Annotated in this window: 20 protein-coding genes and 3 pseudogenes; 10 read left to right on the top strand and 13 right to left on the bottom strand. The window is 69.3% G+C overall.

Annotated features, from left to right (window positions below):
* Nucleotides 1–441: 441 nt before the first annotated feature.
* From ACZ52R_RS41905 to ACZ52R_RS41885, 5 genes and pseudogenes are all read right to left on the bottom strand, one after another.
* Nucleotides 442–783, bottom strand: coding sequence for a hypothetical protein (locus ACZ52R_RS41905; protein WP_465626422.1), 342 nt, complete (start codon nt 781–783; stop codon nt 442–444).
* 1,052 nt (nt 784–1,835) lie between these two features.
* Nucleotides 1,836–4,415, bottom strand: coding sequence for an Ig-like domain repeat protein (locus ACZ52R_RS41900; RefSeq protein WP_465755411.1), 2,580 nt, complete (start codon nt 4,413–4,415; stop codon nt 1,836–1,838).
* Between the two features lie 445 nt (nt 4,416–4,860).
* Nucleotides 4,861–4,995: a hypothetical protein gene (locus ACZ52R_RS41895; RefSeq protein ID WP_465755410.1), complete on the bottom strand. Its 135-nt coding sequence runs from the start codon at nt 4,993–4,995 to the stop codon at nt 4,861–4,863.
* A 265-nt stretch (nt 4,996–5,260) separates the two neighbouring features.
* A complete protein-coding gene (locus ACZ52R_RS41890) occupies nt 5,261–5,488 on the bottom strand; it encodes a helicase associated domain-containing protein (protein ID WP_465755409.1) in 228 nt (75 codons plus the stop codon).
* Nucleotides 5,489–5,517: 29 nt separating this feature from the next.
* Nucleotides 5,518–5,694 (bottom strand): annotated as a pseudogene (locus tag ACZ52R_RS41885) (helicase associated domain-containing protein); the annotation flags it as partial.
* Between the two features lie 430 nt (nt 5,695–6,124).
* Here ACZ52R_RS41885 and ACZ52R_RS41880 point away from each other — a divergent pair.
* A complete protein-coding gene (locus tag ACZ52R_RS41880; RefSeq protein WP_465626430.1) occupies nt 6,125–6,676 on the top strand; it encodes a hypothetical protein in 552 nt (183 codons plus the stop codon).
* A gap of 206 nt (nt 6,677–6,882) precedes the next feature.
* Here the strand turns inward: ACZ52R_RS41880 and ACZ52R_RS41875 are convergent, their stop codons facing one another.
* A complete protein-coding gene (locus ACZ52R_RS41875; protein WP_465626432.1) occupies nt 6,883–7,650 on the bottom strand; it encodes a type IV toxin-antitoxin system AbiEi family antitoxin domain-containing protein in 768 nt (255 codons plus the stop codon).
* 140 nt (nt 7,651–7,790) lie between these two features.
* On the opposite strand from ACZ52R_RS41875, the gene ACZ52R_RS41870 reads away from it, so the two are divergent.
* Both ACZ52R_RS41870 and ACZ52R_RS41865 read left to right on the top strand, forming a co-directional pair.
* Nucleotides 7,791–8,123, top strand: a complete 333-nt coding sequence (locus ACZ52R_RS41870; RefSeq protein ID WP_465755408.1) for a DUF6262 family protein — start codon at nt 7,791–7,793, stop codon at nt 8,121–8,123.
* A 75-nt stretch (nt 8,124–8,198) separates the two neighbouring features.
* A complete protein-coding gene (locus ACZ52R_RS41865; RefSeq protein ID WP_465755407.1) occupies nt 8,199–9,119 on the top strand; it encodes an HD domain-containing protein in 921 nt (306 codons plus the stop codon).
* Between the two features lie 243 nt (nt 9,120–9,362).
* Here the strand turns inward: ACZ52R_RS41865 and ACZ52R_RS41860 are convergent.
* Nucleotides 9,363–9,986: pseudogene (locus ACZ52R_RS41860) on the bottom strand (terpene synthase family protein); the annotation flags it as partial.
* A 115-nt stretch (nt 9,987–10,101) separates the two neighbouring features.
* Between ACZ52R_RS41860 and ACZ52R_RS41855 the strand changes: the two are divergent.
* Together ACZ52R_RS41855 and ACZ52R_RS41850 are read left to right on the top strand one after the other, a co-directional pair.
* Nucleotides 10,102–10,560, top strand: a complete 459-nt coding sequence (locus tag ACZ52R_RS41855; RefSeq protein ID WP_465626436.1) for a MarR family winged helix-turn-helix transcriptional regulator — start codon at nt 10,102–10,104, stop codon at nt 10,558–10,560.
* A complete protein-coding gene (locus ACZ52R_RS41850) occupies nt 10,557–10,976 on the top strand; it encodes an SRPBCC family protein (protein WP_465626438.1) in 420 nt (139 codons plus the stop codon). The genes ACZ52R_RS41855 and ACZ52R_RS41850 overlap by 4 nt, the downstream gene beginning before the upstream one ends.
* Before the next feature lie 481 nt (nt 10,977–11,457).
* Here ACZ52R_RS41850 and murJ read toward each other — a convergent pair whose 3' ends face one another.
* Entirely contained in the window at nt 11,458–13,122 is a 1,665-nt protein-coding gene (murJ, locus tag ACZ52R_RS41845) for a murein biosynthesis integral membrane protein MurJ (RefSeq protein ID WP_465755406.1), read from the bottom strand.
* 1,005 nt (nt 13,123–14,127) lie between these two features.
* Complete coding sequence (locus ACZ52R_RS41840; RefSeq protein ID WP_465755405.1) at nt 14,128–15,204, bottom strand: IPT/TIG domain-containing protein; 1,077 nt, start codon at nt 15,202–15,204, stop codon at nt 14,128–14,130.
* A gap of 251 nt (nt 15,205–15,455) precedes the next feature.
* Here ACZ52R_RS41840 and ACZ52R_RS41835 point away from each other — a divergent pair, with 251 nt between their 5' ends.
* On the top strand, nt 15,456–15,716 hold the full coding sequence (locus ACZ52R_RS41835) for a hypothetical protein (protein ID WP_465755404.1): 261 nt from the start codon (nt 15,456–15,458) through the stop codon (nt 15,714–15,716).
* 55 nt (nt 15,717–15,771) lie between these two features.
* On the opposite strand, the gene ACZ52R_RS41830 is transcribed toward ACZ52R_RS41835, so the two are convergent.
* Nucleotides 15,772–16,452, bottom strand: a complete 681-nt coding sequence (locus ACZ52R_RS41830; protein ID WP_465755403.1) for a hypothetical protein — start codon at nt 16,450–16,452, stop codon at nt 15,772–15,774.
* A gap of 140 nt (nt 16,453–16,592) precedes the next feature.
* Here ACZ52R_RS41830 and ACZ52R_RS41825 point away from each other — a divergent pair, with 140 nt between their 5' ends.
* Nucleotides 16,593–17,141 (top strand): GNAT family N-acetyltransferase, encoded by a 549-nt coding sequence (locus ACZ52R_RS41825; RefSeq protein ID WP_465665350.1) that lies wholly within the window; start codon nt 16,593–16,595, stop codon nt 17,139–17,141.
* A 664-nt stretch (nt 17,142–17,805) separates the two neighbouring features.
* Here the strand turns inward: ACZ52R_RS41825 and ACZ52R_RS41820 are convergent.
* Nucleotides 17,806–18,462 (bottom strand): TetR/AcrR family transcriptional regulator, encoded by a 657-nt coding sequence (locus ACZ52R_RS41820; protein WP_465665352.1) that lies wholly within the window; start codon nt 18,460–18,462, stop codon nt 17,806–17,808.
* Between the two features lie 115 nt (nt 18,463–18,577).
* On the opposite strand from ACZ52R_RS41820, the gene ACZ52R_RS41815 reads away from it, so the two are divergent.
* Nucleotides 18,578–19,588, top strand: coding sequence for a hypothetical protein (locus ACZ52R_RS41815; protein ID WP_465665354.1), 1,011 nt, complete (start codon nt 18,578–18,580; stop codon nt 19,586–19,588).
* A gap of 415 nt (nt 19,589–20,003) precedes the next feature.
* Here the strand turns inward: ACZ52R_RS41815 and ACZ52R_RS41810 are convergent, their stop codons facing one another.
* Nucleotides 20,004–20,543 (bottom strand): GNAT family N-acetyltransferase, encoded by a 540-nt coding sequence (locus ACZ52R_RS41810; protein WP_465626741.1) that lies wholly within the window; start codon nt 20,541–20,543, stop codon nt 20,004–20,006.
* A 584-nt stretch (nt 20,544–21,127) separates the two neighbouring features.
* Between ACZ52R_RS41810 and ACZ52R_RS41805 the strand changes: the two are divergent.
* Nucleotides 21,128–21,423, top strand: a pseudogene (locus tag ACZ52R_RS41805) (IS256 family transposase); the annotation flags it as partial.
* Between the two features lie 8 nt (nt 21,424–21,431).
* Nucleotides 21,432–21,713: a HEAT repeat domain-containing protein gene (locus tag ACZ52R_RS41800; RefSeq protein WP_465665356.1), complete on the top strand. Its 282-nt coding sequence runs from the start codon at nt 21,432–21,434 to the stop codon at nt 21,711–21,713.
* A gap of 144 nt (nt 21,714–21,857) precedes the next feature.
* Here the strand turns inward: ACZ52R_RS41800 and ACZ52R_RS41795 are convergent, their stop codons facing one another.
* Nucleotides 21,858–22,394: a GNAT family N-acetyltransferase gene (locus ACZ52R_RS41795; RefSeq protein WP_465665358.1), complete on the bottom strand. Its 537-nt coding sequence runs from the start codon at nt 22,392–22,394 to the stop codon at nt 21,858–21,860.
* Between the last annotated feature and the right edge of the window lie 683 nt (nt 22,395–23,077).

Here is a 23,077-nt window from a genome sequence, read left to right as displayed (position 1 = left end):
AGACCGCAGACTCCCGCCCACGACCAGGACGAGCACCCCGGACAACCGTCACGCCAGCCCCTCCGACCAGCATGTTCGAAGATGGCGAAGGCTCAGAGAACGGGGAACGACCACCGCGTGATCATCGGAGGTTATGTGGACTCCTGAAGATCGTGCGGTGGCCGGGTACACCCTCACCGGCACCCCACTCCCCCTGCCCGGCGGCGAAACCCTCGCCCAGTACCACCAGCGCGTCATCGGCACTATCGAGGACGGCGGCGAAGCCACAGCCCCGAGAAAGCCCGGGTGTGCTGCCGGTCTCGCCGGCAGCACACCCGGAGCTCGCCAAGCGCATAACGGACGAAACCACACCGACCTGGCGAGGAACCTACTGGGACATAAAGGGCAAACTACTCTCATCAAATGCCCTCTGGCAGTCGAACGCGGGGGCGGAGAGTCCGGTCAGCCGTAGAGCGGTTGGGCGACTGAGACGGTGACCCGGTTGCCGAAGCGGCCGCGCAGGTCTGCCTGGGCGCTGGCCAGATTTCCGCTGACGTCGACCTCCACCACGCCGCGGGTGAAGCTCACCTCCGATCCGTCGCCCACCATGACGATGCTGTAGTCGCTGGTGTGCCCTATCAGTGCGACGACCCGGTTGCGGGTGGCGGCCAGCTCGCTGATCGAGCGCGGCGCGTCGCGCAGGTCCATGCGCACGCCTAGACCCAGGTGAGCGAGGGCGGCGTCGAAGCCGCCACCGCCCGGCTTCCGGTAGACGATGACGCAACCGTCCGGAACGTCCACCATCAGGCCCGTGAAGACATCCTGGTAGGAGGTGCTGAGGCGTGAGACCGCGTCTGCGGCCGTGTCCAGCTGCTGCTGGTCCGGTCGGCCCGAGCTCGGCGCAGGGCTTACGGCGACGGCGGACGCGGTGGCACTCGTCGGCGGAGGGCTTGCGGCGACGGCTGACGCGGCGGCACTCGTCGGCACGGGAGTGGACGGCGCGACATTGGTCTGTCCAGCACAGGCTGCGCAAGCCAGCAGAGCGGTCAAGGCCAGGGTGACAGCGGTCAGGTGTATCGGCGTTGGGGTACGGGGCATCGATCCAGCCTCACTTCATCGGCGACGGCTGGTGATCGTACGCGGGCGCGACGCGACGTGCGTAGGGAAGGCGGGCACGGGTTCCCAGCTCATGGAGTTCTCTGCGCCGCGTGACCTGAGTGGAAGACCGCGCCTGCCGAGGCATCACCCCCCGATTCCCACTGCCCTTGACCAGCTCCCCAGCAGCCCGAAGCGGCTGCTGGGGAGGTGCGTGGCCTGCTGGAGCGGCCGGCCCAGGTGCCGGACCCCTGTGATCCGCGTGGAGCGCGGCACGCGTGGCCGTGGTCCTCGTCCTGACGGCGTGCGCGGTGCTGGCCGGGGGCGACCTCGCTGCCGGCGGTCGGTGGAGGGCCCTAGCTCGGCCACCGCGCTGACTCACGAGTGGTGCAGGCCCTCGGCCACTCGCAGCTACTCCCCATAGGAGACCGACGCTGGCCGACCGCTGGAGACGGTGTAGGTGTAGGTTCCGTCCGACCAAATGATTGAACGCGGCCCAGAGGTCGGTGGGCCGCTGACGTATGTGGCAGGGTGCCCGCCGACTGTGGCCTGCCCCTGTCCCTGGTCTGAGGTCTCGTCCCCTCGGGTTTGGGTGATGAGTAGCCGGGAGCCCGCTCATCCGGGACGGCGGGATCGGGACGGCACCCGTGTCGGCTGGGCCCGGAGCAGCGAAGGGGCCCGCACATGCGGGCCCCTTCGGCCGGGATGCATCAGGTTTCTTCGAAGCGTCCCGGTTCAGTCCGTGGTCGTGGTGGCAGTGATCACAGGGTCGAGCACTGGCCCAGCCGGGAGCCGGTCACGGAGTTGGGGTTCCCGTCGTTGGTCGGCGCCGGGACGTTGCCGGAGCAGGCCAGGGATCCGCCGATGGTGTTGCCCTCGATCTCGGCCCGGGAGTCCTCGGGGAAGGGGCCGGTACCGGTTGTCCCCTGCACCTGGAGCGAGCCTCCGATGTGGTTGGCGATGACCTCCGCACCGCTGTGGTTGTTGGACAGCGCCACCTGGCCGGTGATCCGGTTGCCGGTGCAGCCGTCGTCACCCGGGTCCCCGATCAGCACGAATCCGCTGGCGCCGGAGATGTTCGCCGATCCGGTGACCGTGCTGCCGCAAACGCCGAACCTGGCACCGTTGGAGGACAGGACACTGCCATGGATCGTGGAGTTGCTGATGAACAGCAGGCCACCAGCAGCGCCGTGCACCGTGCCGCCGACCGTGGCGTTGACGATGCAGGTGCTGCCGCTGCCCGCGAACACCGCGTTCGGGACCGACCCGGTGATGGTCCTGGTGCAGCTCACCGTCTGGGTGGCGGACTCCGGGCTGCCGGCCAGGTAGTTGCCGTCACCGCTGTACTGGGCCGTGATGGTGTGCGTTCCGGGCAGCAGGTTGGAGGTGCTGACCTGCGTTTGGCTGCAGTTGGTGCCGCCGCCCGGCGACAGCGTGCCGGTGCCCAGGAGCGTGCTGCCGTCGCGGACGGTCACCGTTCCGGTCGGCGCTGCGGCCGGATTGGTGCTCGGGCTGGCGGCGCACACGGTGTCGGTGAAGGTGACGGCCTGGCCGAACTCCGACGGGCCGGAGGACGCCAGCGTCGTGGCGACCGCCGCCTGGTTGACCGTCTGGACCAGGGTCGTGGCGGTGCTGCCCTTGAAGTCGCCGTTGCCGCTGTAGACGGCGTCCACGTTGTGCGGTCCCGGGCTCAGGGTGGCGATGCTGCTCGATGTCGCCTGCCCCGTCGTGGTGTCCACCGGCACCGGAGCGCCGAGCGGGATCCCGTCGACCGTGAAGCTGACCGTGCCGCCGGTGGGTACGGGGGTGACCGTCGCGGTGAAGTCCACCGGCTGGCCGTACACCGAGGGGTTCGGCGAGGAGGCCAGTGAGGTCTGCGTGTCCTGGCGCACGGTCTTGAAGAACATCGCGTCCATCGGCGGGCCTGCGGCGCCCACCCCGCTGGTGTTGCCGGGGAAGGTGCCGTAGAAGACGTTGCCGACCGCCTTCATCTGCTGGAAGTCGCCGAGGACGCGCTGCGTGGAGCAGTTGGGGTCGCCCGCACAGCCGGTCGCGGGCTTCTGCGATGAGGCGAACGACTGCAGGGGGGTGGCGGGCTCGGTGAACGTCACGCCGTGGTCGGTGCTCCGGGCGAGATGTGCGGAGAACATGGGGTAGCCGCTGGTGTTGGTGCCGTCGGAGGTCATGTAGAGGACACCGACCGTCCCGTCGTCCAGCACCGCGACCGAGGGAAGCGCCGCGTTGGTCGAGGTGGAGACGTTGTACTCCGCCCCGACGGTGAGACTGCCCGCGCCGTCGTCGGTGAGCCGCCGGATCCTGATCTGGTTGTTGCCCCCGACTGCCACGCCATAGGCCACGTAGACGTCGCCGTTGGACGGGTCGACGGCAGCGTGGTCGATGCCGCCGATCAGCGCGTTGACACCGCCGAACTTGTACGTTCTGCCCTGGTGGGTGTCGGCCGTGGCCACCGCGATGCCCTGGTTGTCGGTCTCGGTACCACCGCCCAGCTTCCAGTGCTTCCCGCCGTCCTTGGACCGGTTGAGCCGGTAGGTGATGTTCTGCGGGTCGCCGGTGCCGGAGCCGGTCTGGAAGATCGAGTAGACCCAGCCGTGCTGCCGCTCGGTGGCCAGGCGGATACCGGCGCTGGTCGCCTTGTTCGTGTCGACCGTGCCCGGTGAGTTGTCCACGGTGAAGTCGACCGGGCTGACCCCGTTCGAAACCGCGACCTGCGCCGTTGGGGTCACAGGGGCGAGGTCCTCGTAGCCGACGTAGACCTTGTCCTTGGTCGCGTCGTCCGGATCGCGGTTCACCACCAGCCAGGGCTGGTCTGCAACGGTGCGCGTGCCGCTGGTGAACTGGGTGCTCCCGCCGTTGGCATTCCAGGTCCACGACGCTGCGTTGGCGGGATCGCTGGTCGAGCCGGTCACCACCTGCTGCTGGGCACAGTTGTTGGGACAGGTGAGGAAGGTGCCGTAGAGCGTGCCGTCGCGACCGTAGTCGATGGTCTGGTCGGACGGGGCCACACCTGTGGTGACACCAGGCGGCGGTGTGATCGTCGTCCTCTCGGACCAGTTCACGCCCCCGTCCGTCGAGTAGAGCAGATCGGCATTGGGGCTGTTGACGGGGTTGCTGGTGGCGGCGTTCCAGAACTGCTGGTGGAAGCGGGTGATGACGATCTGATCGGGGTTGGCCGGGTTGATCGCGATGGAGGGCTCACCGAAGCCGCCGGTGCTGCTGGCATTCGAACTCGCATCGACGACGCTCGGCGGCAGCGCGGCGCTCAGTCTCGGCCGGCGCTCTTCCCCGCCGGCGATCCGGAGGCTGGGCGGGGCGGCCTTCACGGCGTGGCTCGCCGAAGCCGTCGGGGCATCGGCCGCCCACGCGTGTGCAGGAAGAAGGGCCACGGACGGTGAAGTCAGACAGAGCGAGACGACAAGTGCTCCCCTCGCCGTGATCGGTGCCTGCCGAAGCGCAGGCGAGCTTCTTTCGGGTGGCACGGGCGGGTCCTCTCATCGGATCACACGGGCTGACCGCCAGCGTGTCGACGGGTGCGGGTCGCTCGACGCCAGGCGCACCACCCAAACACCCGTTCATCTCTCAGAACCACCCACCCGGCCCACGACCCCAAGAGCTACCGACTGACGAGGCCGGGCCGGAAGCGCAACGGAGTAGGCGGTGTGCTGATCGGGCCGGTGGGTCGGTCATCATGGGGTGCCTCGCTTCTCCTCGGGACGGGTGGGCCGTCCTTGCCGGGGTGGGCCGGGACGGCTGGGCATGCGGGGCGGGTCAGCCGGCCGCGAGATAGGCGCCGGCCACCCCCTCCAGGTGGCGCGCGACCTCGTCGGCCCGGGTCCGGTCCGCCGGCTCGCCCTGCCCGTGCGCGTCGTAGACGGCGGTGTCTAGGTCGGCGGCGTAGTGCAACCAGGGCGTCGTAGATCCGAGCAGTGGTCATCAAATCCAGCGGCACCTGGCCTCGGACCCGCCACAGCCGCACGGTCTCCGCGACGTGGCGCAGCAGGGCCGTGACGTGGGTGGTCGACATCATGAGTTCGCCGTTGTCGTGGCGGTACAGCGCCAGCGGGAACCGCTCGTTGAGGTCTTCGTCCGTGGTGGGCTCCGGGGTGGTGTCGGTCATCGTGTGATACCTCCGGGGTCGGGAGCGGGGCGGCGAGATGGACGGGGCGGATCAGGCGGCGACGGTCTCGGCGTGCCGGTGGAGTGCGTCCAGGAGTGCGGTCTGCTGCTGGGTCAGCTGCCCGTCGGTGCGGGCCCCCGCCTGCTTGCGCAGCCAGGTGCCGGGCCGGAACGTCGGATCGTCCGCGCTGCCGGGGCGGTTGGCCGGGCCGTCCAGGGTTCCGTCGGCGGCGAGGTAGGCGAGCAGGCGGCGGTAGGAGCGGTTCCAGTCCGGCTCCAACCGCCACAGCTCGTCCAGGCCTCGAGCTTCGTCACCTGGTCGGTGGTGAGGTTCTCGGCCTTGCGCTGGCGGCGCATCCACGCGCCCACCACGTAGCCGTCCGGCTTCGCGGTCGCCGGGATCGCCAGGTGGCCGTGCTGGCAGTGGAACGCGGCGGCGTAGGCGTGGCCGCGCTCCCAGGCGTTGGCGTTCTTGGACCAGATCATGCCGAGCGCGTCCCCACCGACTTGTCGCACCTGGGGCTGGGCGTTGAGGCTGGTCAGCGCCATGCCCTCGCCGCGCCGGTCGCCGAACTCGGCGAAGATGGTGGCCGCCCGGGCATCGGCCGCGCCGGCCCCTGTCGCGCGGCCGGGCTGGGCCCGTAGCCGCCGCGGCACACGGCCGTTGCCGTTCGGACACTTCCGGCCCGCCGGATCGGGCAGGATGTGATCGAACGTTTCGGGGAGGGGCAAACAAGGTGACGGGGGTTGCATGATGGGGCGCACGGCACGGCGCGGGGGCGCGGCAGTGGCTGCGGTGGTGGTGCTGGCGCTGGGGGCGGCAGCCTGCACGGGGCAGGGCGGCGCAGGGACAGCGGCATCCACGGCAGCGGCGACGGCGACCCCGACGGCGACCCCGACGGTGACGGCGCACCCCGTGGTGCTACCCGAGCCCGCCCCGGCGGCGGCGCAGTGGATCGTGGACCAGCTGGCCAAGAACCCGCCGCAGCCCTGCCCCGCCCCCACCCTGGCGAACCTGGCGGTGATCGACCGCAGCGAGGACGCCCACGACCGGGCGGACGTGGTGTGGTTGAGGGACGACTCCTACCTGTGCCTCGCCTCGATCAGCCGTGTCAACGGCAACCTGGCCACGGGATTCTCCTACGGCTCGATCGCGTCCTACACCTCCGGGCAGAGCCCGTCAACGATCGGCGGCTTGCGGCAGCCCTCCTACTTCACAGTCTTCCCCGTCGACACCGGGCAGGTCGTGCTGCAGGGCGGGGGGAGCCGGTTCGGGCCGCTGCACCAGCGGACGGTCGACCTCGGCGCGGGCAAGGCGATCACCGTCGTCCAGTACCGCTACGCCGTCCAGCCGACGCCCGACCCCGATTCGTCAGTGGTCGAGCTTCCGCCGAAGGAGGACCCGGACCACCCGGCCGAGCTGTGCCCGTCCGTCCGAGAGCCGTGCCGCCTCGCGGACGTCTACTGAACCCCACGCGCCGGCTCCGATAGAGGCAGTGACCGAACGCTTGAGCAGACCGGTTGTGCGGGGTCTCTGACCAGGGACGAGGCCCGCCCGTTGCTCCCAGCACCCAGGCTGCCGAGGCCCCGGGAAGGCACACGAGGCCGCCACCCACAGGCGGCGGCCTCCCGGCATCTCAGATTCGCGAACCGGCCGTCGGTTGGGCCCGCGGGTCAGCCGTCCAGTTTCGCGTACAGGCCACGACCCGGGCGCTGCGCCCGGCCGGCCTTGACCAGGCGCTCCAGCATGGTGCGCACCGCGTTCACGTTGTCCGCCGACTCCTCGATCCCCAGCCGGGCGATCACCTCCCTGGCCCGCAGCGGCCCCTGAGCACCGGCCAGCACGCCCAGCACGCTCTCGGAGGTGGCCCCGGTCGCTCGCCGCCCGGGCACGGGCGCAGCCGTTTCGCTCCTCTCGGTGGCCGGCTCGGCGCCGGTGCGCACCGGCCCGGTGCTCCGGGTCGCGGCAGACTTCTTCGCCGCGGTGCGCGGCCGCGCGCTGCCGGAAGTCTTCTTCGCCGCGGCTTTCTTCGCGGGTGCCGCCTTCTTCGCTGTGGCCTTCTTCGCTGTGGACTTCTTCGCGGGGGCAGCCTTCTTGGCGGCGGTCTTCTTCGCCGTCTTCGTGACCGTGCCCGTGCGTGCGGTGGCCTTCTCAGCCGGCTCCCCGCCCCGGTCCGGCGCCGCCCCGGCTTCGGCCGCGAGCTGCCGCGGCCGGACCCCGGCGATGGCGTCCGCCTCTGCCCGAATGGTGCCCACCGCAGTGGTGCCCTGCGAGGCCGGCAGCCCGGCCAGGGCCTGCAGGCTCTGGATGGCGCCGCGTACGGCGTTCTCGCGCGCCACAGCGGCGGTCAGCTCGTCCTCCAGACGCCGCCGCCGGGCCTCGATGCCGGGAAGTTCCGCCTCCAACTGGGCGATGGTGTCACTGAAACGGCTTTCTGCCACGGTTCCTCGTCTCGTCCGCCCACGCGCATATCGCAGGACCTGTGCGATCTTTACCCCGCTACCGCGTCCGCCAACAAGAAACCGCGCCGATCCGCACCGGGCGCAGGATCGGGCCAAGGGTAAAACGGACCCCCGCCCAAATGCTGCGCGAGGCCAAACGAGCCCGGGTACTCAAGACCCTCAACGAGATGGCTGCGACGGGAGAGAAGGTCACTTTCCTCGAACTCGCTCGCACAGCACGGGTCTCGAACTGGCTGGTATACGCCGAGGGACTGCGCGAGCACATCGAGGAAGCGATCAGGAAGCAGAGCGGGGCTGCACAACGCGAGGCGGAAGCGGGCTCGCACACCTCGGCCGAATCACTGGCGGCTGACCTGGAACTGGCCACGGCAGAACTCAGAATCCTGCGCGCGGAGCGGGATCAGCTCAAGACGGCCACGGCCCGGCTGCGGGAGGACCGAGGACGAGCGTGATCGGCTGCGTGAGGCACTGAAACAGACCGAGGAGAAGCTGGAGTCCACGCTCAAATCAACGGCTACCCTGTCGCCGTGACGACCTCGCGAGTACTGTCGATTGCCCTCCAGGACACCGGCCAGCCCACACTGCGTCCACTGCCAATCGAAGCAGCCGAACTGCTTCACGACGTTGACGCTCCGCCACGCCTGGTCGCCCATCTTCGAGCAGTCCACGACGTTGCGGGGCAACTCCTCGAATGGATCGCTGCACGCAACCTCGATCTGGGCATCAATCCGGAGGCCGTACTCTTCGGAGCCGCCACCCACGACATCGGCAAGGTCCTGCACCCCGCCGAATTGTCCGCTCCCGGCGCACAGCACGAAGAAGCCGGCCGCGAGCTGCTTTTGACCCGAGGCATCGATTTCGTCATGGCACGATTCGCCGGAACACACGCCGCCTGGACCGCCGAGGAGGCCGGGGTGGAAGACCTCCTGGTCAGCCTGGCCGACAAGATCTGGAAGAACAAGCGGGTCCCCGAACTCGAAGACCTTGTCGTCGCCAGACTCGCGCTGGCGAGCGGAAGGTCGGTCTGGGAGGAGTTCCTCGACCTGGACAGCGTGCTCGCTCGCATCGGTGACCAGGCCGATGAACGCCTCGCCTTCCAGATGTCCTACCCCATAGCCGGGAACAGCCATCGACTGCTTGACCTCCCAGTCGCGCTCACGACATGGTTCGCCGAGAACGACGCGGTTTTCTGCGCGCGTGGGATCACCGCCGAACTGCGGCACTCCCCAGAAGACGGCCGACCCAAGAACAGCGCATGGCTGACCGTCGAAGCCGGGAACCGGGTCATCCAGATCACCGTCTGGAGCAGCGGCGAAGCCGAACTCGATTACGTGGACCTCGGCAGCGGTGACAACCGTCCTGAGCACCGAGACCTCCAAACCGACCAAGAACTCCACGCTCTCCTCAGATCCGCACTCGACTGGGTCGTCCCCGACACGAACGGCTGATCACGAGGATTGGACACGACTCTGCGGACGGACGTCGACGACAACTAACGCGGACTCGAACGAAACCCCAGCGCATCGCCGCACGATTGGACACTCAATCGCGGAACCTACATCAACGCGGACGAGCAGACGGCCCTGGCCGACATGCTCGCGCATGGGTTCCGGTCTACCTGGTGGTGCCGCGCACCCGAGCCTCGAGGCATGTCGGCCGTCCGACAAAGGAGTGGGTGAGCTCGGTGTGTCCTATCGAACTGCGCCATCGGGGAGCGTGAAGTACTTCGCCACCTCGTACCGCATGGTGACCAGCGACCATTCGTAGTTCCCGATGATCCAGTCGTCGATGTCGGTGATGTAACCGGCCACCTCCGGTCCCCCGTGCCGACGGAGTTCGTCGGAGAGCTCCGGGAAGCGGACCAGCTCGTCGTTGTGGATACGGGCAGCGTGATCAATCGCCGTCTGCCCGTCCAGCCCGTACTGGCGCCCGACGACGTCCACCAGGCTGTGCAGTGTCCGGCCCTGGTTCTTCGACTCGCGCCCGTACGAGTAGATGTCGTTGCACCAGTTGACGATGTTCCCGGTCATGACCCTGAGCTCAGCCAGACCGGGAAGGTGGTAGTCGGCCTCGCTCAGGGCGTAGCCGTCGACCGCGTCCAGCGTCACCCAGACCGTGACCATGCCGGATGAGTGGATGCGCATCGGGCCGTAGTCGGCGAGGTTGGGGCCCCGGCCGGCCTCACGGTTGGCCGCCTCCCAGACGAGACCGAGGAAGTAGGCCCGGGTAGCGGCGGAGAACCGCTCCCACTGCGCCGGTGTGCCGAACTGCCGGAAGCGGTCACAGAGTTCGGCCAGCGCGACTGCGAACCGGTCCGCTGCTTCTGGGACCTAGCCGACCACGCCGCCCACCTCCTCGCACCGCAGGTCACGGCGGAGGTCCACACAGTGTTGTCATGACAACAGTTATGTCAGCGTTCACTCTGGAGACGTGACTGCACAGACCAGCGGCCTGCACGACCATCTCGGCTACTGGCTTCGCCGCCTGTCCGACGAGGTCCACGGCCGCTTCGAGAGACAGCTCGCCGAGCACGGCGTGACCGTCGCCCAATGGGCGGTCCTGATCACCGTCCACCGCGGCGACGCGACCACCACCCGCGAGGTCTCCCGCTACGTCGACATCGACGTCGGCGCGGTCTCCCGCCTCGTCGACCGGCTGATCGCCAAAGGCCTGATATCCCGCGAACCCGACCCCGACTCCAAGCGCATCCTGCGGCTGACCCTCACCGACCAGGGGCGCAACCTTGCGCCCCGCCTCGCAGAGATCGCCGACCGCAACGACGCCCACTTCTTCGCCAACCTCACCCCCGACCAGATCCTCCAGATGGAGGCATGGATCCGCGACCTGGTCGGCGCCCCGCAACCCCCACCCGAAAAGGGCACGACATGAGCACCAGCCCCGCCACCGCCCGCTCGGTCACCAAGACCGTCACCATCAACCGCCCCGTCGCCGACGTGTTCGCATTCCTCGCCGACCCGGCCAACTGGCCCGCTTGGGCCGTCGTCAACATCAAGGCGATCGAGCCCACCGACGACCCCGACTGGTGGCTGATGACCACCCCGCACGGCCCCGCCCGTCTGCGCATCCGCGGCAACGCCGACCTCGGCCTCCTCGACCACGACTACGTCGAGAGCCAAGCCTCCTGGCAGGTCCCCGCACGCGTCGTCCCCAATGGCGTCGGTACCGAATTCATGATCACCTTCTTCCAGCCCCCCACTTTCACCGACGCCTTCTTCGACGAGCAGGTCGCCCTCGTCGACACCGAACTCACCACCCTCCAGCACGTCCTGGAAACAGGCGCCTGACCCCTGCTCGACGCCCGACCCGCCGAGGCGCCGACGGGCTCACCCAGCAACTGGCTCGCCTCGGCCCATCCCAACGCACCGTCGGGGACCCTTCACGGCGCCCCACCCCGAGGTCGGGCCTAACGCCCACAAGCCCTCCTCCCGGATGCTCCGCCCGGTTGGGTACTTCAGCTCATCAGTGGCTCCCGATCTCGCCGGAGTGGGCTCCCATTCCCGCCGGAGATCACCGCTCGGGAACGGCCCGACCCTGGCCTTCAATGCTGCCGGAGTCGTAATCCCCATATGACCCGACGAAATCAGTCCGATCCGTCACCGACAGTCACCATCGCCGGACGGCACCTCGCAAAGCAGCGCTCGCAACGGCTCGCAAACCACAACTCGCAACCCCAGGCGTCCAGATCGAACAGTGCCACCTCACCGCGCCCCTGATCAGGGGGCACGAGTACAGGTGAGGGCACCGTGCACAGCGTTTACCCCCGCGTCAGCCCATCCCCGGCAGGCTACGCAGTTCACCAACTCGCAGAAGCCGCGCGAGGAGAAAGAACAGCAACGCCATCACGATGCCGCCCGCGGTCAGCGAGGCAACCGATGTCAGGCTGTGACTGCACGAGCGGGCGATGAGCCAGCCGGTGGCCGCTGCGCCGATGGCGGATGCGGTCAGCTTGGCGTAGGTGCGGCAGATCCGGCGACCGTCGAGCAGGCCTTCGGTGCGCTTCCTCAGCCGCAGAGCCGTCAGAAGGAGGCCGACCGCGTAGGACAGGGCATAGCCGGCGGCCATCCCGGTGACCGCCCACCGCGGGGGCAGCAGAAGGTGGCAGGCCACGGCCAGAACGATGTTCATGCCGCTGATCCACAGCGCCATGCGGAACGGCGTGCGGGTGTCCTCGAAGGCGTAGAAGCCGCGCAGCAGGAGGTACTGGGCGGAGAACGGGACCAGCCCGAGGCCGAAGGCCTGAAGCATGTGGCCCAGGGGAACGGTTGCCGCGGCGTCGGCGGCACCGTGGGCGAACAGCAGCTGGGCGATCTGCGGGCCGAAGGCGACGAAGAAGAACGCTGCCGGGACGATGACGACACCGCTGACCCGTAGCGCGCGGGACAGGTCGGCGCGCAGGTCGTCGAGACGGTGCTCGGCCGCCGCCCGGCTCATGCGCGGAAGGAGGGCGGTGACGAGGGAGACGGTGACGATCGACTGGGGCAGCATCCAGATCTGCTGGGCGTAGCTGTAGGCGGTGTAGCCGACGCCGTCGTTGGGCAGGGCGGCGTCGGCGGCGGAGGCCAGGCGGGTGACCACGGTGCCCGCCACGAGGTTGGCCAGGACGAACAGCAGGGTCCAGCGGGCCGCGTTCATGCTCTTGCGCAGGCCGACGCCCCGCCAGTGGAAGCTCGGTCGCAGCCGGAATCCGGCTGCGTGGGCGTACGGAACCAGCGCCAAGGCTTGGAGGGCCAGGGCGAGGGTGGTTCCGATGCCGAGCAGCCTGACCTGGGCGCCGGTGATGTCCGAGACGTTCTCCGGAGTGGTCATCATGCCGAGGTAGAGGCCGAACATCGTGATCAGGACCACGTTGTTCAGGACCGGCGTCCACATCATCGCCCCGAACCGGTTCCGGGCGTTGAGGACCTGTCCGAAGATGCTGAACACGCCGTAGAGGAAGATCTGGGGAAGCAGGAAGCGGGCGAAGACCACGGTCAGCTCGAACGCGTCGTGTGTGGCCGACGTGTCCTGCTGGTAGATGCTGATGATCTCCGGAGCGGCCCAGGTCGCCAGCACGGCGCCGACTCCGAGTACGCACAGCACGAGGGTCACCAGACGCTGCTCGAAGGCCGTCCCGCCATCGGCGTTCTCCGTCCGGGCCCGGACCAGTTGCGGGACCAGGACGGAGTTCAGCGCGCCGCCGATCAACAGGAAGTACAAGCTGGTGGGCACCGTGTTGGCCTGGTTGTAGGTGGTGGCCAGCAGCCCGGTGCCCAGTGCCGCAGCTTGCAGCACTTGCCGGATCAGTCCGGTGACACGCGAGACCACCGTCCCGGCGGCCATCAGCACGGACGACCGCAGCACCCCGCCGACCTCAACTCGCTTGGGCGCAGCATGCTTCCTGCGTTTCGCGCTTGGTCGCTCTATCTGCTCGGACGGCGCCTGTTCGATCATGAACACAATCTACGACTCAAATCTCCTCGATACGTGAGGACTTGGAACTTGGACCCGTCGCGGACTTGCACCGGGGCGATGGCATGCCTCTGCCGGTGCTCCCGTCAACACGCGGACTTGACAGGGAACACCACGGCGCCCTTCCCGCTGGCCCGGCGGACGACCGGCCGTGGTGATCACCGGTGCCTGGCGCGCGGGAGAATGAGCCGGGTGACAGCACCCAGCCTCTGCCCCGCGGCATCAGCGCTCTGATTCCCCCACGCCCGCGCCCAGGCGGCGCCCGGCGAGCTCGCGGCCGCCCAGCTCCTGCACCTGCGATCGGCGACCGTTCCGGTGCCGGTCCTCGCCGCGGCCGCCGACTGATCGCCGCACATCTGGAGGACCCGGACCCGGCCACCCGCGAGGCCGCCGGCTCCGTCCATTCCCGCCTGCTCGCCGCCATCGAGGACACCCCGCCCGGCCAGTAGCCGTCAGCATGTCCCAGCCCTGTCCCAGGCCCCCTCGCCAACGCTCCGACCAGGCAGAACACGGTGAGACCGTCCTAGGACAGTCCCAGCTCCGTCCCAGCAAAACACCCGAAGCGGACCCCTGGGACGCGGCAGGACAGGGCTAGGACAGCCCCCGTCCCAGCCCGGCGAACCGCCCAGCCTACGGTCCGGCACAACCCCCACAGCCCCCACCGACTCCGCCGCAGAGCGAGGAACCGAGCGCCGCGCGCCCGGCCCGCACACTGGTCCGTACCGGCTGTTGGCACGGTGCACGGCGTTCGTCAGATTGGTCTGCGCCTTCATCGCGTTGACTGCGCGAGCTGCACCTTGAACGTCCGCCAGAGTTTGGCGACGGTCGCCGCGCTGGTCGGCCTCACCGTTCTTGCCGGTTGGCACGACAGTTCGCATGACCGTCACCCCGCCAGCGCGGCGTGTAGCAACCCTCCGGTGGGCCCCTGTACGGCTGGAGGCCGCCATCGGGAAGTCCCGGGGGCGGCCTCCAGCGGTGTGTGGTGCGTCAGCTGATGCGGATGAGTCCGGCGGTGGCGGTGGCCGCCTCCCGGGTGGGGCTGCCGCTGTAGGTGGCGGTGTAGCCGAGGTTGAGCAGGACGGTGACGACCGGGCAGGGGCCGGTGCAGGTTGCGGTGCCCGCGGCATCGGTGGTGGCGGTGCACACGGTGGTGGAGCCGACCTTGAAGGTGACGGTGGCGCCGGGCACGGGCTTGCCGGTGGTGGTGTCGGTGAGGGTGGCCGACAGGTTGAGGTTGGTGCTCAGCTGCCCGGGTGCGATGGAGAGCAGCATCGGGTTCGCGGTGAGCTTGGTGGTGTCCTTGGTGTAGGTGTACCGGTCCGCGGCCGTGATGGTGCTGGTGCCGCCGGGGGTGGTGACGGTGACGTCGACCGATGCGGAGCCGCTCGCGGCGGGCGCGGTCGCGGTGACGGTGGTGTCGTGGACGACGGTGAAGCTGCTCGCCGGGGTGGTGCCGAAGGAGACGCCGGTGGTGCCGTAGAGGTGGCTGCCCGTCAGGGTGACGGTGGTGCCGCCGGCGGCCGGGCCGGTGGTGGGGGTGAGGCCGGTGGCGGTGGGCGGCAGGGGCGCCATCGCCAGTTGGTAGACGTTCTGGTCGGTGGGGATGGTGGAGGTGATGGTGAGTGTCGCGGTGTCGATGATCGAGACGGTGCCGTTGGTGAGGCTGCTGACGTAGACGTGGCTGCCGTCGGGGCTGGCGAGGACGGCGGTCGACCAGCCGCCCGTCGGGATGCTGGTGAGCATGGTGTTGGTCGTGGCGTCGACGACGGACGTCGTGCCGAGGGCGCTGCCGACGTAGACCTGGCCGCCGTCCGGCGAGACGGCCACACCCTGCGGGAGCCAGCCGACCGTAACGGTGGAGGAGACCCTGGCGGTGGCGGTGTCGATCACCACGAGGGCCCGGTCCCGGCTGTTGCTGACGTACGCGCGTGTGCCGTCCGGGCTGAACGCTGCCCCGAACGCGCCCGGGACGGAGATGGTGGCGGCGACGGTGTTGGTGGCGGTGTCGATCACCGTCACCGAACTGCCGGCGGGGCTGGGGACGTAGACCGGCGAGGCTGCCACGGGCCCCGGTGCCGGACCAGGCGTCGACGGAGATCAGCTTGTCGGCGCCGCCGAAGGTGTAGGAGGCGCGTTGCTGGACGCCGGAGCCGCCGGTGTCGCCGCGGCGGTAGGTGTACCCGGGGAAGATGACCTGGATGCTGCGGATGCCGACCTCGTCGTACCAGACGTCGATCCTGGAGGCGTAGGGGGAGTCGGCCTTGGGCGCGGCGTCGAAGGGCACCTGCGCCCCCCGCTCCGCGCTGAGGATACGGGTGAGCACTCCGTCGTTGCGGAGCAGCCACACGTCTCCCTTGGTGACCGGGGCGGCCTTCGCCTGCGCGACGCTGTCCGCGGGGGCGGAGTTGCCGGTCGACGTCCATGACGTCGCGCCGGGCACCAGCATGGCGGACCTGCCGTCGGCCGCATACGCCGCGATCGCGCCGTCCGCGCTGGGGGACAGGCGCTGCACGTTCAGCCCGGACGGGGACAGTTCCTGCCAGCCGCTCTCGCCGCGGGTGAATGCCTTGCCCTGACGGCAGTACCAGAGCTTGTCCTTGCTGGTGACGGCGACGTCGTCAGCCTGGACGTTCAGGGACTGCCAGGTGCCGTTCTCGGCGCGCTGGAAGAGCGTGTTGTCCAGGCCGATGAGGTAGAGCGTGCCGTTGCCGGCGCAGGCCAGGCCAGGCCCAGCCCCTGCCAGTTCTGGGTGTTGGTCTTCCAGGTCGTTCCGTCGAAGTGCGCGAGTTGCTTGTCGGTCCGCAGCCCACAGACGACGTCCTTGCCGGCGCGATGCGGTTCAGGCCGTTGTTCAGTCCGGTGGTGGGTATCGGGTTCCACTGCCGGCCGACCGGGTCGAACCGCACCGGGCTGCCGTCGAACCTGCGCACCCCGTACACGCCCATGGGCCCGGCGGCGATGTCCACCAGGTCCACCCCGTCGAAGTCCTGCCGCATCGGCGCCTCGGGCGCGGTGCAGGCGTCGAGCTTGCGCACGGCGGTCTCGAACGGGTTCGCCGCCCGGATCCTCGCCCCCCCAGTCGGCCGGGGCCACCGAGGCGAGGACCTCCTTGTACCGCTGGAGGCTGGAGTAGGTGAAGGTGAGCTCCTGCAGCGGGATGAACAGGCAGCGTTCCAGCTTCGTCGGCTTGGTCGTGACGCTGTAGACCTGCACGACCTCGTAGTACTGCACCGACATCGCGTGCATGTGGTTGTAGTTGGTGACGACCCGGGTCAGCACCTGGTCCTTCTCCGACTGCGACGTCTCGCGCACCACCGTCATGTTGCGGCTGCGCGCCGCCGTCGCCAGCTGCTGGCGGGCCGGCCAGGGCGCAGCAGCCCCGGACCCCAGGAACGTCAGTCCGGCCCGAAACCCGGTGGACGGCTTCCCCGCTCTGAGCGAGTATCACCGCGATGAACACCGAACCACTCTCCGCCCCCAAACGCGTCCGCTTCGTCGAGCTCAGCGCAAAGGCCCTGCGGGCTCTTGCCGACGGTGACCTCGCCGGCGGCAGTGCCGAAGCCGGGGTTGCCCTTGACGAACACTTCGTCGGTGAACGAGCCCGCTGGATCTTCGGCTACCGTGCCGACCAGCTCGCCAAGGACCCCTCCGCCGCTCCTTGGACCACGCGGGCAGCGGTGTCCGAGCCGGACGGGACTGTCGTCGGCGACGCCGGGTTCCACGGGCCGCCGAACGAGACGGGCATGGTCGAGGTCGGCTACTCCGTCGTCCCCAGGTACCGCCGTCAGGGCTATGCCCGCGCCATGCTGAGGGCGTTGCTCGTCAGGGCAGCGGCCGAACCCGGTGTCAGGACCGTGCGCGCCAGGATCGGATCCGACAACACCGCCTCCCTGGCCTGCATCAAGGGCTTCGGCTTCACCCGCGTCGGCGAGCAGGGGAACGAGCGCGACGGACTCACGATCATTTTCGAGGTCCCGGCAGACGCCATTCACGCCCGGTAGCGTACGTTCCCGGCGGACGACGGGACGGGCGGGTCGGCGACGGCATCCGCGCGGCGACGGTACGCCCCCCTGGCTGGTCCACAACCCCGCCGGCGTCGATGTCGCGGCGCAGCGGCACGACAACGGCCGGGACAGCGGCGCGCAGCACGGCGACCGCAGGGACGGCGAACCGACGACGACGGCCGGCAGGACCCGGGACGACCTCACCGCCGTCCCGGCCGGCGCCGCCCGCATCGAGGACCTGGCCCAACGCGGACCGTCGGCCCCGGTCTGGCACCCGCTCGGCAGCCGGGGCGGGGCGTGCATGCGGATGGACAGATCTGCAGGCGGCGAGCACGAGCCACGGGAGGTCTGCCGCCGGCCGTCCCAGCCGCTATCCGGGGCCGCCAGGACGCCTGAGGCATATGAGGCATGTGGTACTTCGGCCCGTGTGCCTCATGGATATCCATGGGTTGTTCGGGCACGTTGGGCACCTGAGCGACAGGGCGCTTCCGAGTGGCGGAGCGGACGCGTGATGCGCAGGCCCGCGCCACCGTCCGAGTCGTCGATCATGACCTGACGTAGCGTCACCTGCCTTGAGTCAGCTGACGGCACGATGACGGCCAGGCGCACCGGCATGTTCGGATCTACTCCTTGCTCAGTGGATGCCCCAGTTGGGTCGACTTCACGACTGGACGCGTCGCTCGGCGGCGTCGAACGCGGGCGCCAGCGGGGCCAGCGCCGCGCGGAGCTGGTCGGGCAGTGAGCCAGAGGGCACGACCAGTCCTCCGGCGCCGAAACTCTCGGGGAACCCCGCGTTCCCGGCGGGCCGAAGCCAGCCTTCCAGTGCGATGCGAACCGCCGCGGCCACGCTCGCCGCGAGAACGCGGGCTGTGGGTGCTTCGGCGCCACCAAGGCGTTCGGCGATCACCGTCGTGAGAGGGGGCTCAATGTCGGCAGTCGTATCGAGGAACGCGTCAAGCAGCGGGGTCCGGGTGGTGATCAGCAGCAGTACTTCGCGTTCGCGCCCACCGGTGTTCGTGTACTGCTCGACCACTGCTTCGGTGACGGCGTCAGCCAGGCGCACTCCTGCGGGCCGGGCGGCGACCGCCGACGCGACCCCCGCCTCCCGGCCTGCGGTAACGGCGGCGACGATCGCCTGCTCGCGGCTGGCGAAGTAGTTGTTGTAGGTGCGCGGCGAGACTCCGGCCGCCTCGGCGATCTCCTCGACGCGCACGTTGTCCGGTCCGCGCTCCACGGCCAGGCGCAGCGCGGCCTCGCGGAGCGCCTCACGCGTGGCCTGCTTCTTCCGCTCCCGCAGCCCTGATGGTGGTGTCGTCACGGTGTCAGCATGCCACACGTAACTGCGCGCACGCAAACTTGCGTGCGCGCAGTTTTCCTGTCAGCCTCGACCCACCGAGACCGACAGAGAGGGCGGCACCGTGCGAGCAAGAGGAATGACCTACGACACCGGATTCGTCGTGCACGGCCAGACGTCCCGGGAGAACCTCGACCCAGCGGTCGTCCGGCGCGAGCTCGCCATCATCCGCGACGACCTGCACTGCAACGCGGTCCAGATCATCGGCGGCGACCCGGACCGACTGGAGCTGGCCGCCAGCGCCGCCGCCGAGCTCGGGCTGGAGGTCTGGCTCTCGCCCTATCCGCTGGAGCTGGACCCGGAGCAGATCCTCGCGCTCTTCCGTGACTGTGCCCGGCGGGCGGAACGGCTGCGGCGTGGTGGGGCCGAGGTCGTGTTCGTCGCCGGTGTGGAGCTGAGCGTGATGAGCCGTGGGTTCCTGCCCGGAGAGAGCCCCGAGGAGCGGGTCGAGCAGCTGATGCGCCGACCCGAAGGACGGGCCGAGGCGATGCGCGAGCTCGGCGTACGCGTCAACGCATTCCTCCGGGACGCCGCGGCCACGGTCCGCGAGCACTTCCAGGGCAAGCTCACTTACGCGTCCATCCAGTTCGAGCAGGTCGACTGGACTCCCTTCGACTTCGTGACCTTCGAGCTGATCCGCTCCGCCGAGGTCGCCGACCGCTTCCGGGACGCGGTGCGCACCCTGGCCCAAGGCCCGAAACCGCTCGCCATCACCGGGTTCGGCACCGCCGCCTACCGCGGCGCGGGAGACCGCGGTGGGCGGGTGCTGGAAGTGGTCGAGTACGACCCCGAGACCAAAGCCCCTGTGCGGCTGGACGGCATATACGAACGTGACGAGGCCGGCCAGGCCGCATATCTCAGCGAACTGCTGGAGATCTTCGAGACCGAGGGCGTGAACAGCGCGTTCGTCTTCCTGTTCGCCTTGCCTGGCTACCCGCACCGCCCGGACGGCGACCCCAGGGACGACTTGGACCGGGCCGGCCTGGGCATCGTCAAACTCCTCGAAGGGCGCCGGGGGCAGACCTACCCCGACATGGAATGGGAACCCAAGGCCGCATTCGCGGCAGTGGCGCAGCGGTATCGGAGGTGACAAGCCCCACGCACGGTGACCACGGCTCGGGATCTGCACTGCGGCGCAGTGCGGATCCGACCGCCGGTGGCGCTGTAGGTACCGCGTTTCGGTGTCCAATTCCGGGCCGCCATGTCCAGCAGATGCCCAATCGGACAAGTCGCGTGACTGACAGGCTCTCGGCGTGGGTGGATGGACCCGGCTCCGTGCCAGGCCCCGTTGACCTGTGAGGCGAAGCACCGGAGGCGGGAAGCACTGGAGCCGATGACTCGTCGTGGCTGGTCAGAAGGCTGCAGCTTGCAGCGCCTGCTCGCGGATCTCTGCTCGCCAGAACGTCGCCCCTTGGCGGCAGGCGTTCGTGCTCCACGAGGTCGAGCGGCGGCCGAGGCCGACGACTGACCGGCGGCCTCGTGGATCCGCGCTGTCGAGTACGGGCTCAACCGGACGGCGTGACCGGGGACCGAATGCCGAGCCACTGCTCAGCATTCCAGGCCTGGTACCGCTCTACCTCGGTGAACCCCAGCTTTGCCGCGAGGCGCATCGAGCCGACGTTGGCGGTCTGGGTGGTGAGTACCACCGGCTCACCGGGAAGCGCGCCGGCGAGCCATTCAAGTGCCGCTGCGCACGCCTCGGCGGCGTACCCGAATCCCCACGCCTGCGGCAGGAACAGGTAGCCGAGATCGGCCTTCCCCGCGGCAGCCGGGCGGCGGTGCTCCGTTGCTCTCCTGAGCAGGATCTGGCCGATCATCGCCCCGTCGAGATCGACGACGAAACTCCCGGGCCACCGCTCGGGCACCCCGGGCAGCTCACCCTCGAGCTCGTCACGCGGCCGGGGGCCGCCGAGGTAGATATGCACCTCTGGCGACGCCAGCAACTCGACGAACGCCGCACGGTCCCGCGCCTCGGGCCCACGGAGCACCAGCCTCTCGGTCCTGATCGGGGCGGGAGGCCAGGCGACGGGTCCGAGTTCAGCCATGGCGGGCAATTCCTCTCGACGGCAGCGACACAGGAGACGCTCCCGCAGAGGGGGACGCGTCTGACGAGTGATCCAGTTCCTGGGCAACGGGTCCGCCAACCCGTCGCCGTGCCCAGTGGACTGGCGCTGCCGTTCGGTGGCACCGGCGACGTGGTCGCGCTTGTCGGAGCCTTCAGCTCCGGACGTTGCGAGCCATCCGGAGCCCGCGCCGTCAGGGATATGACACCGAGCACGGAACGATCAAGGTGACACGGAACGCGGAACCTGCAATCCACGCCACAGCTCCGCGGCCTGGTCACCGGCGCCCGCCAGATCGATGACCGCGCTCTGTTCGCGGTCGCCAGCGGCGCGGGCCAGGGCCCTCCGGGCTCCTCCACGATCTCCTGTGCCCGCGCCAGCGCCACCCTCGCGGCGATCGTCCGCCGGGCCGGCTCCCGCTCCCGCGCGACGGCGGCCGGCCACCAGGCCTCGTCCTCGGCGCGGGCCGCCTCCAGCGGCGGGGCGGCCGTGTGGCTGAGGCAGACGACCGACAAGGGGTCCACCACGACCGCCTCCTGCCCGGACGGCGGCGGAAAGGCACGCCCGTGCTCAGCGTAGTCACTGCCGACTGCTCCACCCAGTCCGGCGCCCTGATTGACGAGATCGTCGGCGAGGGAGCCCGCCGCATGCTCGCCGCCGCGCTGGAAGCGGAAGTCAACCAGTACACAGCCGAGTTGACTGCGGGAAGGACGAGTATGGGCGTCGCCTGGTGGTCCGCAACGGTCACCACCGGCCGCGGTCGGTAGCCACCACGGCCGGCCCGGTGGAGGTCGGGGCGGCCCCGCGGGTGAACGACCAGCGGGTGGACGAGGAGACGGACGCCTGGTCAGCCTGGTCATCAACGAAGCGGTGACCAAGGTGCGCGAGTCCGCCCTGAACTCGATCAGCGAGGCATTCAACCACCACCACCTGCCCCCGGACCTCGTCGAACCACTGACGGCCGCCATGCCGACGATGGAGCGCGAACTCCTCGAACACGCTCTCTATATCCTCGGTGCCACCCACTCCCCGCAGGCCCGGCCGCTGATCGAGCCCTTCCTCCACCACCCCGACCCAGAGGTGCGCGAAGAAGCCCGGCTCGCAGCAGCCGAGATCACCGCAGCGTCGGAGGGCCTCACTCACAACTCTTGACCAGCAGGCCCGGCGGCAGTCGTGTTGTTCCGTCCCCAGCGCCCCCGCATCGACCGCGTGGCGCATCCGCTTCTGCCGACGGCATGGGAGGGTTGACGCCTGCCGGCACTGCTCGGAGCGGTCCGCAGGGCCAAACATCGGGTGTCAGAGCCGTCTCGTGGTGAACAGGGTGGTCCCGTACGCCGCGTCCACTTCCTTCCGCTCGGTCTCGGTGAACCCGACCTTGGCCAGCACACGGCGAGAAGCGGTGTTCCAGTCCCAGACCGTGGCCCACAGACGTTCGCACCCCGACGATCTCGCCCATTCCAGAACTGCCAACGAGGCCTCAGTCGCGTATCCCTGACGCCAGACTCGGCGTAGCAGCTCGAACGCCAGTTCCGGTTCCCCTGTCGGTCCTCGCCCGCTGTCGACCAGCCCGCAGTAGCCGATGACGTCACGAGAGGCCTTCCGCTCGACCGCCAGCAACCCGATCGACCACAGCTGGTTGGTGCGGATCGAATCCTCGAGCTCCGCGACCGTGGGGTGTCCGTCCGCGTCGATTCGGCGGTGCGGCGGCACTCGTGGATCACGTTCGGTCCACAGCTCACGCTGGACGACAGCCTCGGCCGCCCGCCAAGGCCTGAGTAGCAGGCGAGTCGTCTCGAGTACAACCTCGCTGCCCGGAGTCGCGTCACCTGCCATGACAGCAACCATCTCACGGGCGAACGCACCGTCGTGCCACGGGGCGCGCGGTCGGTCCTGCCGATCGTGGACGCGAGATGTGCGGGACCACCGAGGTCAATTGCCGAGCGTCGTCTTGGACCTGTGCACCTTCGAATGTACCCGGTTGGACGCGTTGACCCGTACGCCCACATTCCCGACCCAAGTGACAACGTCGCCGGCGTGAACGACCCGATCCACAACTCTTGACAATGGCTCAGGACTGTTGCAAGGACCTGTGGTCCTCGCAGGGGTGTCCTCTTCCCGGTCAGCATTGCATTCGCAGTGATGACCTTTGCGAGGATGGGACGCATGGTCAGCGTCGAAGAGTGGATCCGGGTCCGGAGAGACCTGCGGTTGGGACAGAGGTTTGCCGGCACAGTGACCGCGGTGCCGACTCCGGGCGCAACCGGGCCTGCGGTCTCGGGTAGGAGGACGGCAGAAGAACCGGCTTGTTCTGCTCGTCCTCGGCGAGGCCTTCCATGCGGAACAGCCAGTCCTCGAAGGCGTATTCGTCGGGAAGCCGGACTCGAAGGTCCCTGATGGTGGAGTCGGGCATTGGAACTGTCGGTTGCGACATGAGGTCGCTTGTGTTGAGTGAAGACGTCGAAGGAGGTTCGACTGAGGTCGAAGACGTAGTCCGGGCCGTATCCGTGGCCTGTCCC

This window comes from Kitasatospora sp. NPDC034023 (assembly GCF_055575795.1).
This window is presented reverse-complemented; position numbering and strand designations above follow the sequence as displayed.